The following is an 18,256-nucleotide window of genomic DNA, read 5'->3' as shown; positions in this document are numbered from 1 at the left end:
GATCGGTGCGCACGGCGGTGGTACACAGACCTCGAAAGCGGTCGAAAATTCGTTAGCTTTTTCAACTGGTTCTGGAGCCGAGGGGCAAATTCAATCCTCTCTTGCAGCACCATTTACTTTCATCGAAATTGCTGTGGGTTTGGCGGTTCGCAGGGGCGCACCCGTGCCGACGCCCCGATAGCGGCAACCCCCACCGCCCCAGCCTACGCCCCCTCCTTCACCACCCGCCCCGCCGCCATAATCAACGGCATATGCGCTCCATCCCCCTGCAGCAGCGCAATATCCGCCAACGGATCGCCATCCACCACGATGAGATCCGCAAACGCCCCGGCCGCGATCGTCCCGATCTGCCCCGTCATCTGACACAGCTCTGCCCCCACCACCGTAGCCGAGCGGATGATCTCTGCCGACGTAAGCACTTTGGCCAGCAGCTCGAACTCCATGCAGTGGTACTTTCTGAGCTCACCCAGGAGGTCGGAGCCGAAGGCCATGGGCAGGCCGGCGTCGCGCATGATTTCGAGGGATTTGAGCCCGCCTGAGCGGACCACCTCGATCTTGTCGAACTCGGCCGGGCCGAGGCCGAGCGCTTTGCCTTCGAGCCACAGCGCGTCATAGGCGACGAGGGTGGGGACGGCGATGCAGCCTTTTTCGGCGGCGAGTTTCGCCGTCTCGGCGCTGATCAGGTTGCAGTGCTCGAGCGAATGGACGCCGAGCTCGACGCAGCGGCGGATGGCGCGGTCGGTATAGACATGGGCCGAGACGTAGAGGCCGGCATTCTCGGCTTCCTCGACCATGGCGAGGATTTCCTCGCGCGAGTACTGGATCGAGTGGATCGGGTCGTTCGGCGAGGAGACGCCGCCATTGGCCATCACCTTGATGAAGTTAGCGCCTTCCTTGATCATCTTGCGGCAGGCCGCGCGCACGTCGTCGACGCCGTCGGCGATGTAGCCCATCGAACCCAGGCGATCCGACATCATGCCGGGCCGGTCGTCGGTGCGCTTCCTGAGATCCGCGTGCCCGCCGGTGGTGGTCAGGCCCTTGCCGCAGATGACGATGCGTGGCCCGTCGATCAACCCTTCCTCGACGCCGCGGACCAGCCCGTGATCGGCGCCGCCCAGATCGCGGATGGTGGTGAAGCCGCGCTGCAGCATCTCCTCCATCACCCGCCCGGCACGCAGCCCGGCGAGCGAGGAGGGGGCGGTCATATTGCCCCAGAGGTCGAGCGTTTCGGCGACGACATGCACGTGGCAATCGATCAGCCCCGGCATCAGCGTGCGGCCGCCGAGGTCGATGGTGCGCGCCTCGGAGGGGGCGGCGATGCCGGCGCCGACTTCGGCAATGCGGCCATCCTGCACCAAGACGGCGAGGCCATCCTGTGTGACGCCGCGCTCGGCATCGAGCACGCGCCCGTTGATGAAGAGGATTGGCTGGGTCATGGGGTGGGCTTTCTGGCTGGGGTAGGCGTGGGGATAGGGCAGGGGACTCTCGGTGATCCTCCCCCGTGGAACGGGGGAGGGGGACCAGCGAAGCTGGTGGAGGGGGCGGCAGAGTGCGCCGGTGATTGTGGCCGCCCCCTCCACCGCCTTCGGCGGTTCCCCTCCCCCGCCACGCGGGGGAGGATCACTGCACCGCCGGTGCCTTCCATGGAGATGCCCCGCCTACCGGTGATGGCAAGCCACCAACCGCCCGTCGTCGCGCGCGGTGAGCGGCGGCTCGCTGCTCTTGCAAACCTCGGTGGCCAGCGGGCAGCGGGTGTGGAAGGGGCAGCCGGTGGGCTTGTTGATGGCGCTCGGCACGTCGTCGTTGGAGGCGCTGAAGGTGTGGCGCGCCCGTGGGTCGAGGGTCGGGGCGGCGCGGGTCAGCATCTCGGTATAGGGATGGGTGGGCTTTTCGAACAATTGGGTCTTCGGCGCGATTTCGACGATCTTGCCCAGGTACATCACCGCCACCCGGTGTGAGATGTGCTCGACCACGCCGAGGTCGTGCGAGATGAACAGGTAGGCCACCCCGAGGTCGCGCTGCAGGTCGGCGAGCAGGTTGAGGATCTGCGCCTGCACCGAGACATCGAGCGCCGATACCGGTTCGTCGCAGATGATGATGTCGGGTTTGAGCGCCAGGGCCCGGGCGATGCCGATGCGCTGCCGCTGGCCGCCGGAAAACTGATGCGGGAAGTTGTCGGCCTGGTCGGGCCGGAGGCCGACGCGCGCCATCAGTTGCGCCACCTCGGCGTCGCGCTCGGCCCGGGTGCCGATGCCATGGATATCGAGGGGAGCTCTGATGGCGTCCCGCACCCGATGTCTGGGGTTGAGCGAGGAGAACGGATCCTGGAAGACGATCTGCACCCGGCGGCGATAATCCTTCAGCGCCCGGCGATCGAAGCCGCGGATTTCCTCGCCGCCGAAGCGCACGCGGCCGCCGGTCGGGGCGATGAGGCCCATCAGCGCCAGACCGGTGGTGGATTTGCCGCAGCCGCTCTCACCCACGAGGCTGAGCGTCTCGCCCTTGCCGATGGCAAAGCTCACCCCATCGACGGCCCGCACCAGGGCGGATTTGCGCTGGAACACGCCGGAGCGCACCGGGAAATGCACTTCGAGATTTTCGACGGCGAGCAGGGCCTCAGGCATCGACATGCTCCCAGCAGGCGGCGAAATGTCCGGGGCGCTTTTCCTCGAAGGGCGGCCGCTCTTCGAAGCAGCGCGCCGAGGCGCGCGGGCAGCGCGGCGCGAAGGCGCATCCCTTGGGCAGGTCCCATGGTGGCGGCACCGTGCCGGTAATATCGACCAGCCGCTCGCTGGTCGGCCGCCCGGCCACCGAGCGCGGGATCGCCCCCATCAGCCCCAGCGTATAGGGGTGGATGGGGTTGTCGAAGAGATCGTAGACGCTCGCTTCCTCGACGCGGCGGCCGGCATACATCACCACCACCCGGTCGGCGACTTCGGCAACGACGCCGAGATCGTGGGTGATGAGGATCAGCGCCGTGCCGAGCCGCTGCTGCAGATCGGACAGGAGCCCGAGGATCTGCGCCTGGATGGTGACATCGAGCGCCGTGGTCGGCTCGTCCGCCACCACGATGCGCGGGTCGCAGGCGAGCGCCAGGGCGATCATGGCGCGCTGGCGCTGCCCGCCGGACAGTTCGTGGGGGAACTGTTTCGCCCGGCGAGCGGGGTCGGGCATCTGCACCAGGTGCAGCACCTCGATGGCCCGCTGCATCGCCGCGGCGCCGCCGACCTTCCTGTGCTGGCGCACCGATTCCGCGATCTGCTCGCCGATGGTCAGCACCGGGTTGAGCGCGGTCAGCGGCTCCTGGAAGATCATGGCGATCTCGGCGCCACGCATGTCCTCGACCTCACGGTCGCTCAGGCCAAGGAAATCTTCGCCATTGATGCGGATTTCGCCGCCGGCGACCGAGGCCGCCTCGGGCAGCAGCCGCAGCAGCGACAGCGCCGTCATCGATTTGCCGCAGCCCGATTCCCCGACGATGCAGAGCGTTTCGCCGCGGGCCACCGACAGCGCCATATCGGCAACCACCGGGTACGACCCCTGGTCGCCGCGGATACGGATCTCGAGCCCGGAGACGGCGATCGCCGGCCCCTCGGTCCTCTCCTGTGGCGCTGCCTTCGTCATCGTGTCTACTGCTCGGCGCCGTCGAGATTGCCGACCATGAAGCCATAGTCGCCGGCTTCGACGAGGTTGCGGCTCAGGTGCTGCATCACCATGATGCCGTTCTGGAACGGCGTCGGGATCTCCTCGATGGTCTCGAAATCATAGGGGCTGACGACACGGCCGAGCAGCTGCCCGCCCTTGATGATCTCGCCATTGGCGGGCGACAGCGGCTCGAGCCAGCCGCCGTGCTTTGGCCGGATGCCGACCAGCTCGGTCACCACCACCTGCTCGGGGTTCGGCTGCACCTCGCCCGCGATGACGCCGAGATAGCGCAGCTGGTTCAGCATGCCGTCGACGGTGCGCTTCACATAGGGGCCCTGGTCGACAATGCCGCCGCCGAGCTCGATGGTTGTCACCTTCATCTCGGGGCGCCGGTCAATGGTCACCGTCTTGGTGGTGCCGGTGTAGACCGTGCCGGTCTTGCCGGTGGTCGGGCGATAGAGGATTTTCGAGCCGAAGGCGCGGGATAGCCCTTCGTCGCTCCAGATGTAGACGTAATCGACGGTCGGCCGATCGGTGCCCGAGTGAAGATCGATATTGGCGTCGAGCCTGGCGAAATACTCCTCCGACAGCGCATGCGCGAGCTGCTGGGTGTAATTGCCCCGCGGGTCGCCCGGGAATTCGCGGTTGAGGTTCAGCTCGTCGAGCGGGGTGAAGCGGTGGTTCACCGCGAACGCTCTAGGGTTGGCGACCGGCAGCAGCAGGATGCGGCCCTTGAGCGGCATTTCCTTCAGCACGCGGTAGAGATCGAGGATGGCCTGCGATCCGGCATTCTCGTTGCCATGGATCGAGGCCGAGATGCCCACCGTCGGGCCGTCGCTCTCGCCGACGAGCTCATGGATGAAGAGCACCGCGTCGCTGCCATCGGCATGGGTCGTGAATTTTGGCCTCAGCTTGTTGATCGATTTGACCATGGTCGGTGTCCTTCTTCAGTCTTCTTGGAGTGTCTATTTCTTCGCCCCGACCCGGGTCAGCTGACGCGGATCGAGGATGTCGCGGAGGCCGTCGCCGAGGAGGTTAAAGCCCAGGACGGTAATCATGATGGTGGCGCCCGAAATGATGGAGAGCCACGGCTCGTCGCGGATGAACCGCGTGCCATAGGAGAGGGTCCAGCCCCAGGTCGGGGTCGGCGGCGGCAAGCCGAAACCGAGAAAGCTCATGGCGCTTTCGATGATCACCGCGGTGCCGAGCCCGAGCGAGGCCAGCACCACGATGGGGCCGAGCGTATTGGGCAGGATTTCGCCGAACAGGATCCGTGGCGCGCTGGCGCCGAGCGCCCGCGCCGCCTGCACATAGTTCTGTTCGCGCAGCACCAGTGTCGTGGCGCGCACCACCCGGGCATATTCGGTCCAGGTGACGGCGATGATGGCGGCCGAGATGTTGATGACGCCCGGCCCCAGTACGGCGACAATGGCGAGGGTCAGCACCACGGCGGGAAAGCCGAGGAACACGTCGGTGATCCGCATCAGCAGCATATCGACCCAACCGCCGAAATAGCCGGCGGCGAGCCCGACACTGGTGCCGATGACGGCTGCCACCGTCACCGACAACAGGCCGATGGAGAGCGAGATCCGCGCCCCGTAGATCAGCCGGGACCACAGGTCCCGCCCGAGATTATCGGTACCGAGCAGGTGCTCGAGCGAGGGGTAGGAGAAGCGGTTCGCCATATCGAGCTTTTCGACCGGGTGGGTCGCGAGCCACGGGGCGAACAGCGCCAGCGAAATCAGCGTCACGATGATCAGGCCGCCGATCACCAGCGAGGGGTTGCGCAGTGGTTTGGGGAGCCGCATCGGATCACCCCAGCCTGACGCGCGGATCGACCAGTGCGTAGAGCAGGTCGACCACGAGGTTTACGAGCGCGAAGATCAAGGCGAAGGTCAGCACGATCCCCTGGATCAGCGGCAGGTCGCGCTGCGACACCGCGGAGAAAGTAAGCTGGCCGAGCCCCGGCCAGGCAAAGATCATCTCCACCAGCACCGCGCCGCCGAGCAGCGCCCCGAAGCGCAGGCCAATGACGCTCAGCACCGGCAGCAGCGCGTTGCGCAGGGCATGCCGGATCACCACCCGGCCGCGGCGCAGCCCCTTGGCATAGGCGGTGCGCACGAAATCCTCGCGCAGCACTTCCAGCATCGAGGTGCGCACCAGCCGCGAAATGATCGCCGCCGAGTTGGCCGCCAGCGCCAGCGCCGGCAGGAGGATATGGAGGATCGAATCCCAAAGCACATCCGGTCGCCCTGATAGAGCCAGGCCGATCGCCTCGAGCATCGGCGTGCCACGCCCGATCGCCGGCAGCCAGTTGAGCTGCACGGCAAAGCCCAGCATCAGCAGCAGCCCCATCCAGTAGACCGGCATGGAAACGCCGAGCTGCGCCAGGAGCATTGTCGCCGTATCGATGATCGAGCCCTGCTTGATCGCCGCGAGCACGCCGAGCGTCACGCCGATGATGGTCGCGAGCAGCAGCGCCACCACGGCGAGCTCGACGGTCGCGCCGATGCGCCCGGCAATGATCTCGCTCACCGGCGCGCTCTGGAAGATCGAGCGGCCGAGGTCACCCTGGAGCAGGTGGGCGAAATAATCCCACAGCCGCACATACCACGGGTCATCGAGCCCCAGCGTGCCGCGGAGGTTGGCGATCATCTCCGGCGAGGCTTCCGGGCCCAGCAGCACCGCAGCCGGGTCGCCCGGCACCAGCAGCAACAGGCCAAAGGTCACGACGACCATGCCGAACGCCATGGGGATCAGCAGCAGCAGGCGGCGGATGACATAGGCGATCATCGCGCAGGTCTCGGGAGCAAGGGCACAGATGGCGGCAACGCGCACCGATCTGCCTTCTCCCCTTGAGGGAGAAGGTGGCGCGCAGCGCCGGATGAGGGGTATCGCGAAACGAAGTGTAGCGCGCTCCGAGCGAAGCGAGGAGCGACAGAGTACGGGGAGAGATACCCCTCATCCGCCCTTCGGGCACCTTCTCCCTCAAGGGGAGAAGGCACGTCGCTGCACGTTCGGTGGGTCTCCACCCGCAACACTCCTACCGATGCGCGCGCCGCCACCCTCATGCGATCACGATCTCATCGATCCGCCGCGGATAATGCGTCATGCTGTCCGGCCCCTCGGCCGTCACCAGCACCGTGTCGGCAATGCGATAGCCCGCAAAGCCCGGGATGGTGATCGAGGGTTCGCTCGAGGCGATCATCCCCGGCTCGAGAATGGTCTGGTCCCCGGCTTCAATCCATGGCGGCTCGTGGAACATGATGCCCATGCCATGCCCGACCCGGTGGAGCGCATTCTCCGCCATGCCATGGTCCTTGATGTAGCCGAGCGCCAGGTTGTCGGACGAGGCGCAAGTGTGGCCGGCGATCAGCGCCGCGGTCGCCATTTTCTGCGCTTCGTAGGCGACGGAATAGTGCCGCTGCTGTTCGGCGGTGGGCTCGCCGATGAAGAAGGTGCGCTCGCTTTCGGCGGCGCGACCGCCGACCCGGCAGCCGAGCGACAGGATCAGGCTCTCGCCGCGCTGCACCGGATTGCCGGTCGGCATGCCGTGCGGGAACGACGAACGGATGCCCGAATAGACGAGGCCCGAGGCGAGCCCCTGCACCAGCATCAGCTCGTCGTGCTCGGCATACATGATCTGCATGGCGTGCCGCGAGACGTAGGATTCGATCTCGATTTCGCTCGGCAACTCGCCGCCCTTCCTGGCGGCTTCGGCAATCAGCTGCACGCCTGCGGTGACCATGGCGTCGGAAATACGGGCCGCCTCGCGATGCAGCCGGATTTCTTCGGGGTGCTTCCTGAGCCGCATCTTCTGGACGATGTCGGAGGCTTGCACCCTGGCATTGGGGAAGGCGGCGGCGATCTGCCCGATGCGGCCATAGGCGATGCCATAGCTATGCGCCACGGTGCCCGATTGCGCCGGCAGCGCCCGCGCCAGCGCCTCGAATGGCCTCGTGACGCCGGGAAACTCGAAATAGATGATCGGCTCGGCGGCAATCTCCTGGTGCGCCGCATGACCCTGTTCGAGCCGCGGCAGCAACAGCCAGGCGCCGGACTGGCTGATGGCGAACACCACCGGCCGTTCGGTCGTGTAGTGCGAAAAGCCGGTCGTGTAGATCACGTCGTCATTGGCATCGAGCAGCAGCAGGTCGATGCCGGCCTCCGCCATGCGGGCGCGGATATCGCGATGAACGCGCGCGTAGAAATCTGCGCCGAGACGCTGCGTGAAACTCATCTTGTCTCCTGGGCGCTTCAGGTGGCGAAAGCGCGAAAATCAAACGTCTGCAGAGCCAGGCCGATGAGCCGGTGTGGGAAACGTACCCCCACCCCTGTCCCCTCCCCGCAGGGGGGAGGGAGACGCTCTCACCGGCGCTGGTGTTTTGGTCTCCTCCCCCTTGCGGGGGAGGGACAGGGTGGGGGGTATCTTCCCGAACCGGGCTATCCCCTCAAACTCCAAAACAAGATGGCCGGCGCCTGGGAGGGTGGCGCCGGCCGGGGCGCGGCTTATTTCTCGAGGCCGATGAGGCCGCGGAAATTGCCGCGCGGGGTGGCTTTCACTTCGACCGGGAAGTCCTTCTTGTAGAACAGCTGATAGCCCTGGTCGGAGATGATGTAGTAGGGCAGGTCGCTGGCGAGGATGGTCGCCGCCGCCTGGTAGGCCTTGGCGCGCTCCGCCTGGTCGAGCGACGAGCGGCCTTCCTGCAGCAGCTTGTCGACTTCGGGGTTGGAATAGCCGCCCCAGTTGGTCGAGCCGCCGGTCGAGAGCTGGCCGAACAGCAGCCGGTCGGGGTCGACGATGTTGAGCCAGCCGAGCAGCGCGATCTGGTGCAGGCCCTTCTGCACATAGTTGGTCGAGAACGACGGCCAGTCGGTGATCTGCACCTGCGCATCGACGCCGGCCGACTGCATGATGGCCTGCGTCACTTCCACGGCCTGTACGCGGTTGGGGTCTTCGCTGTGGGTGGCGATGGTCACCGTCAGCTTCTTGCCGTCCTTGTCGAGGATGCCGTCGCCGTCGCTGTCCGTCCAGCCCAGCTCGTTGAACTTGGCTACCGCGCCTTCGACGCTGAAGGTCGGCTGCTTGATGTCCGCCGAGTAGGCCCAGGACGAGGGCAGGATGATCGACGAGGCGATCTCGTCGACGCCCTGGTAGATGTCGTTGACGATCGACTGCTGGTCGATGAGCATCGAGAACGCCTGGCGCATTCCCGGATCGGCGAGCAGCGGATCCTTGACGTTGTAGTTGATGTAGGTGACGCCGAGCCCCGCCATGATGACGTTGCCGAAGCGCGCATCGGCGCTGAGCCGCTTGATGTCGTTGGGCGACAGCGGCGACTGGATCACGTCGAGGTCGCCGGCTTCGAAGGCCTGGGCGCGGGCCGAGTTGTCGCCGATGATCTTGACGGTCACATCGGTGACCGGCGCGACGCCGTCCCAATAAGTCGGGCTGGCTTTCAAGACGATATCGCTGCCGCGGTTCCAGGCGACCAGCGTCATCGGGCCGGCGCCGATCGGGTCGGTTGCCGGGTCCTTGCCGGCTTCGACCGCTGCCTTCGAGACGATCCCCTTGTCGAGATAGCTGAGCAGCGGTGCGTAGGGCGCCGAGAGCGTGAACTTCACCGTCTGCGGGTCGACCGCTTCCACTGCGCTGATCGGGGTGTAGAGCGCGCGATCGGGCGCGTTGAAATCGGGGTTGATGACGCTCTGATAGGTGAACACCACGTCGTCGGCAGTGAGCGGCGAGCCGTCCGAGAACTTGAGGTCGGGCCGGAGCTTGAAGATGTAGGTCTGCGGATCGGGCGATTCCCAGCTCTCGGCCAGGTCCGGCACCGGCTCGAGGCTCGGCGTCAGGTGCACGAGGCCGGCATAGATCAGGTCGGCGGCGCGATAGGCGGTGGTGTCGCGAGTAAGGCGCGGATCGAGCGTGCCGGCATCGACATCGGCGCCGATCACGATCGACGTATCCTGTGCCTGCGTTACGGTCGCCGGCAACAGCCCCAGCGCCACTATGGCGGTGGTCAGCAGCAAAAGTTTGTTCATTCCCGTTCCCCTGTGTGAAGTCGTGTTGTTCGGCGACGGAGCGCTTTCAGGTGGAGTTGCAGACTTCTCTGGTTCGAAAGCGCGACCACTTCATCCCTGCGGCTAGCCGTTCGCCGCGTCTTTTTCGGTGGCATCGATCTCGGCGCCACCGCCCTCCGGCGCCGTCTCGTTGACGGCGATCTTGCCCCGGCGCAGATCCGCCAGGTGCGGTACGAGCACACCCTCCAGCGCGCCCGGATCCGGCGCATGCCGGTATTCGAAGCACGGCACCCCGGGCTGCACGAGGTCAGCCACATGGTCGGCGCCGGAGGCGAAAATCACCGCGTCGCATTGCGCGATGACGTCGCCAATGTCGGGCGAAGACAGCCAGGTGACGCGGATATCCGAGACGTGCGGGGCGAATTCGCGCACGCTCGGCCGCATGATGGCGATGTACTCCTCGAAATAGGTCACCGCCGCGACCCGGGTGCGCGGATCGAGCCCGGCCAGCGCCTGCCGCGTGCGCATCGAGGGGATGAAGCGCAGCCCCAGCACCCGCGCTTGGGGGATCAGCGCCTGCACCTCCGCCTCGCGGTGGAGGAAGGTGAGGACGATATCGGCCTCGGTGCTGATCCGCCGCAATTCCTCGGTGACCCGCAACGAGTCGAGCGTGATCAGCTGGATCTGGTCGTTGGTCGCCAGCACCGGCTTCAGTTGCGCCACGTAATCGCGCCCCGGCCCCTCGAAGATGGCGACGAACACGATCTTCAGTCCGGCCTTGGGCCGGCGCAGCAGCGATTGCGCATTGATCATCGAATTGAGCGTCAGGGAGGAGATGCCGAGCTTTTCGGCCTTGCCGATCAGCACCTCGATATCGGCGCGCAGCGACGAGACCGGCAGGCTGTCGGGCCCGCGCGTCTTCACATCGGAGACGGCAAAGGCGCCCAGCCCATGCTTCATCTCGACGAGGCCCGCGTCACGCAGCCGCTGATACACCTGCGCCACGGTCATCGGGGCGATGCCGAGCTCGGCGGCGAGCTGGCGCACCGACTGCAGGCGGGTGCCGTGGGCGATGCCGCCGAACGACAGCGCATAGCTCAACAGGCCATAGAGCTGCGTGCCGACCGGCACGGGCAGGGACTTGTCGATGCTGTTGGCGTCGATCGCGAACATGTGTTCTATCCACCTGATACACCGTGACGGTAGCGTTCCCTTTCCCTGCTGACAATCGGGTGCGAACAAAAAACATGCACTGACCTTTGGCTGCCCAAATCGCATGCAAATGTCGGCAAAATCAGAGGCTTGGCGCCGGCAGGCGGGTGAGTGTGACACCCTGCATGCAACGAAAGTCGGTCTGGGCCTCTGGCAAGTGCCCAGCTGATGGTGTTCTAGTCTGCTATGTCAATCAGGGGCTGGGTGAGCAGGAATGAGCATGCAACTGGGATTGGAACTGGCGCGGCTGACGGCCGGTCTCGATCGGCTCTATCGCGACGTGCCGCGCACCCAGAGCTTTCTCGACCGCGAGGGGCTGATCCCGGTAGCGATGGCGCAGGTCGAGCCTTATGCGCTCACGAGCTACAGCGAAGCGCGCGACCGCCTCGAAGCTTTGCAAGCGCGCATCCCGGGCGAGGCCGAGAGCGAACTGCGCCGCGCCTACCTGCTCGAAATGGTGGATTCACTGCTCGCCCTGCTCGACACCTTCGAAGGCCGGCAGATCTCCTATGCCGAGCGGTTGCGCCGGCAGATGCGGGTCGACACCCAACTGGTGAGCGACGAGATCCTCGACGGCTATCGCGACACCATCCGCGCCAATCTCGATGAGCTGGGCTATCGCGGCGGCTCGCTCGCCGAGGATGTCGGGCGGTTCGAAGCCGATACGCTGGTGCCGGCCGACCAGGTGCTCGCCACCATGGGCGAGGTGACGCGCGAGGCGCGTCGCCGCACCAGCGAAATGATGTACCTGATGAACGACGAATGGCTCGAGCCGGTGCGTCTGGACGATGTGCCGTTCACCGCCTATTGCGATTTCCCCGAGCGCAAGATGCGGCTCAACCTCGCCATGCCGTTCACCCGCTCGGCCATCAAGCACCTTGCCTGCCACGAGGCCTTCCCCGGCCACCTGGTCCACATGGCGCTGCGCCAGCGCTATGTCGCCGAAGGCAAGATGCCGCTCGATGGCGCCCAGGTGGTGACCAGCTCGGCCAGCAGCGCGCTGTTCGAAGGCATCGCCGACAATGGCTGGTTCTTCCTCGACTGGATCAACACCCCCGAGGACGTGGTCGGCATGACACTCGAGCGGCTGAGGGCAGCGCTCCGCTGCAACGCCGCCTGGATGCTGCATGCTGAGGGACGCTCGCACGAGGAAGTGGCGCCGATCATCGCCGCGGCCGGCTATCAGGACCTCGCCACGGCCACCAACCGCATCGCCTTCCTCCGCCACGGCCTCCGCGCGCCGTTCGTCTATGGCTACTGGTGCGGCGATACCGCAACGCACGCCGTATGGGAGAAGGTGCCGAAGGAGCGGCGCACCGAGTTCTGGGCCTATCTCTACGGCAACATGCACACCCCCTCCACGCTCCGCGATTTCTGGGTCGCCTGATGGCCGGACCAGACCAGCACTGGCCGGCCTTTCTCGCGCTCGTGCGGCAGGCCGGGCCGACCGAGCCGATTTTCGATTTCGTCGCCGGGCTGATCGGCGAGGCGATCGGCAGCAAGCTCACCACTGCCACCCTGTTCGACATCCCGGCCGGCCGGCTCCGCCGCCTCTTCACCCAGAATGCAGAGGCTTATGCGGTGGGCGGCTTCAAGCCGATCCCCGACAACAAATGGACCGAGACGCTGATCCGCCGGCAGAAAATCTACACCGCCCTCAGCCTCGAAGCGATCGCGGTGGATTTCGCCGACTGGCAACTCATCGGCTCGCTCGGCTGCGAGTCGATCGCCAACCTGCCGATCGTGGTCGGCGGCCAGACCATCGGCGCCTTCAACCTGCTGCACGAGGCGGGGTACTACACGCCCGAGCGGCTGGCCCGGGTACCGGAGGTGATGCCGTTCGCGACGATGACGTATCTGGCGGCGGTGTTTGGGGAGCGGGCGGGGCGCTAAATGGCGTCCGTGCAGCGCCAAGACAAGCGGAAGGGGGAGGTGACGCCCCTAGTGCCGAGCGACCTCAACCAGGTGGGCCGCTTCCCTCGTTCCCCAGGCGGAAGCGGCCTTTCCGGACACAATCCTCCAAGATACCGCGCGTGGTATCCAGATCAAAATCGGTGTCTGACTGACCGTTGCGATAGTAGGAGAAGTAAGCGTCTCGGTTCACATCGCATAACTGCTGCGCCTCTGCGCTTCGCTGCTCCTTCAGTCGTCGCTCTTCTTGTATGCCGTCTTCCGTAGCGAACCAAACAAACACCACGGTGCACACCGCCGCTGCCAATGGAAACCATGGAAGAATCTTGTGAACTCGTCTCTCCAGCGCGGCGTTCCGGCCGGTCGTATTTGGTCTGCTCATTACCGCGTGTCGCTCAAAATCGCCCTCGGATGTTCTCGAAGCAGTAGGGCACGGAATATTCCGCGTGTCAGGCGCCGATGCATCGCTGCCTGTCTATTGGTTCATTTTGGTTGCGATGGCGCCGGTGTTTGTGCTGCTCGCGATCTACTTCTTCCTGTTCATCGCTTCGCTCAGCCTGTCCCCCAATGACCCAGTGCTCCTCGGCGTCTGCTGCTGCACCCGCTGGTTGGCCCGCACCGGCGGGTCCCGCGGCCGGTCGCGCGGGGCGGTGGGATCAACCTCCTTGCGCATGCTCAAACCAATCCGCTTGCGCGGCACATCGACTTCGACGACGCGAACCTTCACCACATCGCCGGCCTTGACCACCTCGTGCGGGTCCTTGACGAATTTGTCAGCCAGCTGAGAGACGTGAACCAGCCCGTCCTGATGCACGCCGATGTCGACGAATGCCCCGAAGGCGGCGACATTGGTGACGGTGCCTTCAAGCAGCATGCCGGGCTTGAGGTGTTTGATATCGTCGACGCCCTCGGCAAAGGTCGCCGTCTTGAAGGCGGGGCGGGGGTCGCGGCCGGGCTTTTCCAGTTCGGCGAGGATATCGCGCACCGTCGGCAGGCCGAAGCGCTCGTCGACGAAACGCTTCGGATCGAGGCCCGCGAGCGCCGCCTTGTCGCCCATGATGCTGCGGAGGTCACGGCCGCAGGCGGCGACGATCTTGCGGGCGACGCCATAGGCTTCTGGGTGCACCGAGGATGCATCGAGCGGCTCGGTCCCGCCGGTAATGCGCAGGAACCCGGCGCTCTGCTCGAAGGTGCGTTGGCCGAGCCGCGGCACCTCGAGCAACCCCTTGCGCGAGCGGAACGGGCCATTGGCGTCGCGATGGGTGACGATGGCGTCGGCGACCGATGGGCCAAGACCGGAAATCCGCGCGAGCAGCGGCGCGGAGGCGGTGTTGAGGTCGACGCCGACGGCGTTCACTGCGTCTTCGACAACGGCGTCGAGCGAACGGCTGAGGCGGGATTGGTCGACGTCGTGCTGATACTGGCCAACCCCGATCGACTTGGGTTCGATCTTGACCAGTTCGGCCAGCGGATCCTGCAGGCGGCGGGCGATGGAGACGGCGCCGCGCAGCGACACGTCGAGATTGGGGAACTCGGCCGCCGCCAGTTCGGAGGCGGAATAAACCGACGCGCCGGCTTCGGAGACGATGACCTTGGTCGGCTTCGGCGCCGGCAGGCGTTCGATCAGGTCGGCGACCAGCTTTTCGGTCTCGCGGCTGCCGGTGCCATTGCCGATGGCGATGAGCTCAACGCCGTGCCGCTTGATCAGCCCCTCGATGGCGGCCTGGGCGCCCATCACATCGTTGCGGGGCGGGAACGGGTAGATGGTTTCGGTATCGAGGAGCTTCCCGGTGGCGTCGATCACCGCGACCTTGACGCCGGTGCGGATGCCGGGGTCGAGCCCCATGGTGGCGCGGGCCCCGGCCGGGGCCGCCAGCAGCAGGTCCTTGAGGTTGCGGGCGAATACGCCGATGGCCTCGACCTCGGCCCGCTCGCGCAGCTCGATCATCAGGTCGATGGCGAGTGAGATGCGCAGCCGCGTGCGCCAGGCCCAGCCGGCCACCTCACGGAGCCATCTGTCGCCCGCTCCATTGCCCTGCACGTTGAGCGCGCCGGCGACGAAGCGCTCCGCCGGTTTGACCGGATCGGTGACATCGGCATCCACCTCGATATCGAGGCTGAGCACGTCCTCGTCGCGACCGCGCATCATGGCGAGGGCGCGGTGTCCCGCGACCTTGTTCCAGCGTTCGGAATGATCGAAATAGTCGGAGAACTTGGCGCCGGCCTCTTCCTTTCCCTTCAACACCTTGGCGCTGAGCATGGCCTTGTCGCGCATATGGGCGCGGAGCTGGCCGAGCAGGGCGGCATTCTCCGACAGGCCCTCGATGACGATGTCGCGCGCGCCTTCCAGAGCTTCCTTGGTGCCAGGCACCTCTTCGGTGATGTACCCCTCGGCAAGCAGTTGCGGATCGGCGCTGCGATTGGCGAGAATTGCTTCGGCGAGCGGGCCAAGCCCGCGTTCCCGCGCAATCTCGGCCCTGGTGCGGCGCTTGGGCTTGAACGGCAGATAGAGGTCTTCCAGCTCAGCCTTGGTTGCCGCACGGTTGATGGCGGCGCTCAGATCGCCGGTGAGCTTGCCCTGTTCGTCGATGGATTTGAGTATCGCCGCGCGACGGGCTTCCAGTTCGCGCAGATAGGTCAGCCGCTCGGCCAACAGGCGCAACTGGGTGTCGTCGAGCCCGCCGGTCACTTCCTTGCGGTAGCGCGCGACGAACGGGACAGTGGCGCCGTCATCGAGCAGTTCTACGGCCGCCCGAACCTGTTCAGGACGGGCGGCGATTTCGGTGGCGAGCTGGGCGGCGATGCGGGTGTCGAGTTGAGACATGCGGCTACTTCTTGATTTGGTCGGGCCGACCATAGTCGTCTCGGGCCGGACCTCACACCCGGCGCCGAACGATTTCCTCGCTTTGTGCGCAGGGCGAAGCGCCGCGGTTCGTCCGCAGCATCGTTGGTCGATGCGCTAACTGGGAGGGAGCGGATGATCTCTGCAGGCGTGGCAGCCGGGGAGGCGACGGTCACGTCCGGCCTCCCCGCTGAACCAAGAGGTCGCGCCCACCATTGCCGAGGTCGGCCAGCAGGATTTGGCGACCGCCTTTGTTTCAAGGAGCGGCGCACCGAGATCCTGGCTGCCTGGATACTGATGCACGCGGCTAGAGTTCGATCTCGTAGGCGGTGACCGACGCCTTCGGCACCCTTAGCTTGCCCTCTGGCTGCTCATTCGTCGTCGTCACCGCGAACACCTCGAGCGCCGTGCTGTCGATCGCCGTGTCGAGTTCCGGGTTGATGCGGTGGGCGCGGATCGCCTTGGGCGAGACGCCACCGAGCTCGAGGGTCACCTCGGCACCGTGGTCGAGGCTGGTGTTGACCACATGCACGAACAGCGTGTTGACCGATCGACTGGCCGAGACTTCGATCGACTTGTCGTCGGACGAGATCGCCACGCCATGCGTACCCGAATGGCGACGGAACAGCCGCATGATATGCCCGACCGGCAGCAGGTAGGGTTGCTCCCGCGGCGAGCCCAGCAGCACTGCGTTTACCGTCCACGAGGTTCCGGCAAAATCGGCCAGCGTCGAGATATCGATGATGTCGGAATGCCGCTCGAACAGTGCCATGCAGCGCGCGTGGTAGAGCCCCGAGATCCACTCGCGCAGCATCTCGGATTTGTTGTGTGGCTGGATCGACAGATGCCCCTCGGTAATGGCGAGCTTGGCCGGGGTGCCGAGTGCCTCGAGCGTCCGGCGTGCGCCGAGCAGTTTCTGCTCGACCTTGTCGTACATGCCGCCCAGCGCCTCCCAGGTGGCGCCGTAATCCTTCCGGTAGTCGCGGCCACTGAGCACCGTGGGCTCGTTCCCCGGGTTCTGGTGCATCATGTGGATGGCGATCATGTCGACGAGCTCGCCACCCTGCTTGACCAGCTCGTTGGCCCACCATTTGCCGGTGTCGCGCTCCATGTCGCCCCAGCCGATCAGCTGGATCGATGGGTCGCGCGCCTTCATTGCCTTGGCGAACTCAACGTAGTGCCGGGCGTTCTCGGTGCTGGTGAAGCGCTCGCCGGCCTTGGGGTAGGAGGTTTCGTTGCCGATCTGCCAGGTGTGGATGGCCCATGGCGCCTTGCGGCCATTGGCGATGCGCTCGGCATTATCGGGGTCGTTGCAGTAGCTGACGAGGTCGGCGGCTTCGGTGGCATCGCCCGAGCGCTGCTCGCCCAGGGCCGTGTTGATGTATTCAGGACGGCCATCGGCAGCGAAGTTGATCGCCATGATCGGCTCGGCCGCAACCGCCTCGCAGAAGGCGAGGAATTCGTCGACCCCGACGACGTTCTTCTCCCAGCCGCCCCAGAGGTAGTTGACCATGTCCTGGCGTGCGGCGCGCGGGCCGACGCTTTCGCGCCATTTCCAGAAGCTGGTGAGGATGCCGCCCCAACGGATCGAGCTCGGGGCGAGATCGCGCACCACCTCGATGAAATCGGGCCGCCAGCGATCGCTGAGTGCATCCCAGCATGCTTCGACCGACGAATCGGTGGTGCCGAGCGGCTCCATGAACTGCATGTAGAGACGGGGTGAAATGGCGTGCAGCGGCCGCGGGTCGACCTTGATCGTCGGCATAGAACTAGCTCCTGAGACTTATTTGATGCCCGAAGTCGGGCGCATTCCACTGACGATCCAGCGCTGGCCCACGAGGAACAGCAGGATCATCGGCAAGGATGTGACGAAGGCGGCGGCGAGGATCAGCGTGTAGTTGAGCACTGCGCTGGTATCGGCGCTGAGATAGGCGATCACCACCGGCACCGGCATGGCTTCCGGCGTGTTGGTGACGATCAGCGGCCAGAGAAAATTGTTCCAGCTATAGAGTGCCGTGATCACCGTGACGGTGATGATCGAGGGCAGGGCCAGCGGCACCATGATCTTCAGGAACACCTGGAAATCGGTGGCGCCATCGATGCGCGCCGCCTCATCGAGCTCGCGCGGCACCTGCATGAAGAACTGGCGCAGGATGAAGATGCCGATGACCCTGGGCAGGCCGGGCAGGATCACCCCCCAGAGCGTGTTCACCAGCCCGATATTGGCCATCAGGTCATAGAGCGAGATCACCTCGAGAATGCCCGGCATCATCATCGATACCAGCACCAGCGCGAACAGCACGTTGCGACCGATGAATTTCGTGCGCGCAAAGGCATAGGCGGCGGGCACATCGAGCAGCAGGATGCCCGCGACCTGCAGCACCATGATCACCGTGCTGTTCCAGATGCCGGTGGGGACACTCACCCCGCGCTGCGTTTCGGTGAGCACCTTCACGTAATTGTCGAGCGTCCACTGTGTCGGGACGAACCCGCCCTTCAGCACTTCGCTCGGCGGCGCGAACGAGAACAGCACCAGCGATACCAGCGGCAGGAACCACAGGGCGGCGAGAATGGCGAGGACGATCCAGCGGGTGGCGTTGGCGCCTTTGCGCTGCTGCATGG

14 protein-coding genes are annotated in these 18,256 nt (G+C 65.6%); 2 read left to right on the top strand and 12 right to left on the bottom strand.

The window, feature by feature from the left end; translation table 11 throughout:
- Positions 1 to 203: 203 nt before the first annotated feature.
- The 9 genes from VGV07_RS17365 to VGV07_RS17325 form a co-directional block, all read right to left on the bottom strand.
- The gene (locus VGV07_RS17365) at positions 204 to 1,436 is read right to left on the bottom strand and encodes a metal-dependent hydrolase family protein (protein ID WP_326869985.1); all 1,233 of its coding nucleotides are present in this window, start codon (positions 1,434 to 1,436) and stop codon (positions 204 to 206) included.
- A gap of 222 nt (positions 1,437 to 1,658) precedes the next feature.
- On the bottom strand, positions 1,659 to 2,624 hold the full coding sequence (locus tag VGV07_RS17360) for an oligopeptide/dipeptide ABC transporter ATP-binding protein (protein ID WP_326869984.1): 966 nt from the start codon (positions 2,622 to 2,624) through the stop codon (positions 1,659 to 1,661).
- The gene (locus VGV07_RS17355; RefSeq protein WP_326869983.1) at positions 2,617 to 3,624 is read right to left on the bottom strand and encodes an ABC transporter ATP-binding protein; all 1,008 of its coding nucleotides are present in this window, start codon (positions 3,622 to 3,624) and stop codon (positions 2,617 to 2,619) included. Before VGV07_RS17355 ends, VGV07_RS17360 begins: the two co-directional genes overlap by 8 nt.
- A gap of 5 nt (positions 3,625 to 3,629) precedes the next feature.
- Positions 3,630 to 4,577 (bottom strand): succinylglutamate desuccinylase/aspartoacylase family protein, encoded by a 948-nt coding sequence (locus VGV07_RS17350; RefSeq protein ID WP_326869982.1) that lies wholly within the window; start codon positions 4,575 to 4,577, stop codon positions 3,630 to 3,632.
- Between the two features lie 33 nt (positions 4,578 to 4,610).
- Entirely contained in the window at positions 4,611 to 5,453 is an 843-nt protein-coding gene (locus VGV07_RS17345) for an ABC transporter permease (RefSeq protein ID WP_326869981.1), read from the bottom strand.
- A gap of 4 nt (positions 5,454 to 5,457) precedes the next feature.
- A complete protein-coding gene (locus tag VGV07_RS17340; protein WP_326869980.1) occupies positions 5,458 to 6,483 on the bottom strand; it encodes an ABC transporter permease in 1,026 nt (341 codons plus the stop codon).
- A gap of 229 nt (positions 6,484 to 6,712) precedes the next feature.
- Positions 6,713 to 7,885 carry a Xaa-Pro peptidase family protein gene (locus tag VGV07_RS17335; RefSeq protein ID WP_326869979.1) on the bottom strand — a complete coding sequence of 391 codons (1,173 nt, stop codon included), beginning with the start codon at positions 7,883 to 7,885 and terminating at the stop codon, positions 6,713 to 6,715.
- Positions 7,886 to 8,154: 269 nt separating this feature from the next.
- Positions 8,155 to 9,690 (bottom strand): ABC transporter substrate-binding protein, encoded by a 1,536-nt coding sequence (locus VGV07_RS17330; RefSeq protein WP_326869978.1) that lies wholly within the window; start codon positions 9,688 to 9,690, stop codon positions 8,155 to 8,157.
- Between the two features lie 102 nt (positions 9,691 to 9,792).
- Positions 9,793 to 10,842 (bottom strand): GntR family transcriptional regulator, encoded by a 1,050-nt coding sequence (locus VGV07_RS17325; protein WP_326869977.1) that lies wholly within the window; start codon positions 10,840 to 10,842, stop codon positions 9,793 to 9,795.
- 259 nt (positions 10,843 to 11,101) lie between these two features.
- Between VGV07_RS17325 and VGV07_RS17320 the strand changes: the two genes are divergently transcribed.
- Together VGV07_RS17320 and VGV07_RS17315 are read left to right on the top strand one after the other, a co-directional pair.
- Positions 11,102 to 12,268: a hypothetical protein gene (locus VGV07_RS17320; protein ID WP_326869976.1), complete on the top strand. Its 1,167-nt coding sequence runs from the start codon at positions 11,102 to 11,104 to the stop codon at positions 12,266 to 12,268.
- Positions 12,268 to 12,774, top strand: coding sequence for a hypothetical protein (locus VGV07_RS17315; RefSeq protein ID WP_326869975.1), 507 nt, complete (start codon positions 12,268 to 12,270; stop codon positions 12,772 to 12,774). The genes VGV07_RS17320 and VGV07_RS17315 overlap by 1 nt, the downstream gene beginning before the upstream one ends.
- Before the next feature lie 544 nt (positions 12,775 to 13,318).
- On the opposite strand, the gene VGV07_RS17310 is transcribed toward VGV07_RS17315, so the two are convergent.
- The 3 genes from VGV07_RS17310 to VGV07_RS17300 all read right to left on the bottom strand — a co-directional run bounded on the left by VGV07_RS17310 (position 13,319) and on the right by VGV07_RS17300 (position 18,254).
- Entirely contained in the window at positions 13,319 to 15,616 is a 2,298-nt protein-coding gene (locus tag VGV07_RS17310) for a Tex family protein (RefSeq protein ID WP_326869974.1), read from the bottom strand.
- Between the two features lie 325 nt (positions 15,617 to 15,941).
- Positions 15,942 to 17,399 (bottom strand): hypothetical protein, encoded by a 1,458-nt coding sequence (locus VGV07_RS17305; protein ID WP_326869973.1) that lies wholly within the window; start codon positions 17,397 to 17,399, stop codon positions 15,942 to 15,944.
- A gap of 18 nt (positions 17,400 to 17,417) precedes the next feature.
- Positions 17,418 to 18,254: a carbohydrate ABC transporter permease gene (locus tag VGV07_RS17300; RefSeq protein ID WP_326869972.1), complete on the bottom strand. Its 837-nt coding sequence runs from the start codon at positions 18,252 to 18,254 to the stop codon at positions 17,418 to 17,420.
- Positions 18,255 to 18,256 lie beyond the last annotated feature (2 nt).

The organism is Devosia sp. (genome assembly GCF_035944845.1).
GTDB lineage: Bacteria > Pseudomonadota > Alphaproteobacteria > Rhizobiales > Devosiaceae > Devosia_A.
Note: the sequence above shows the minus strand (reverse complement) of the source record. Positions and strands in the feature narration are given on the sequence as shown.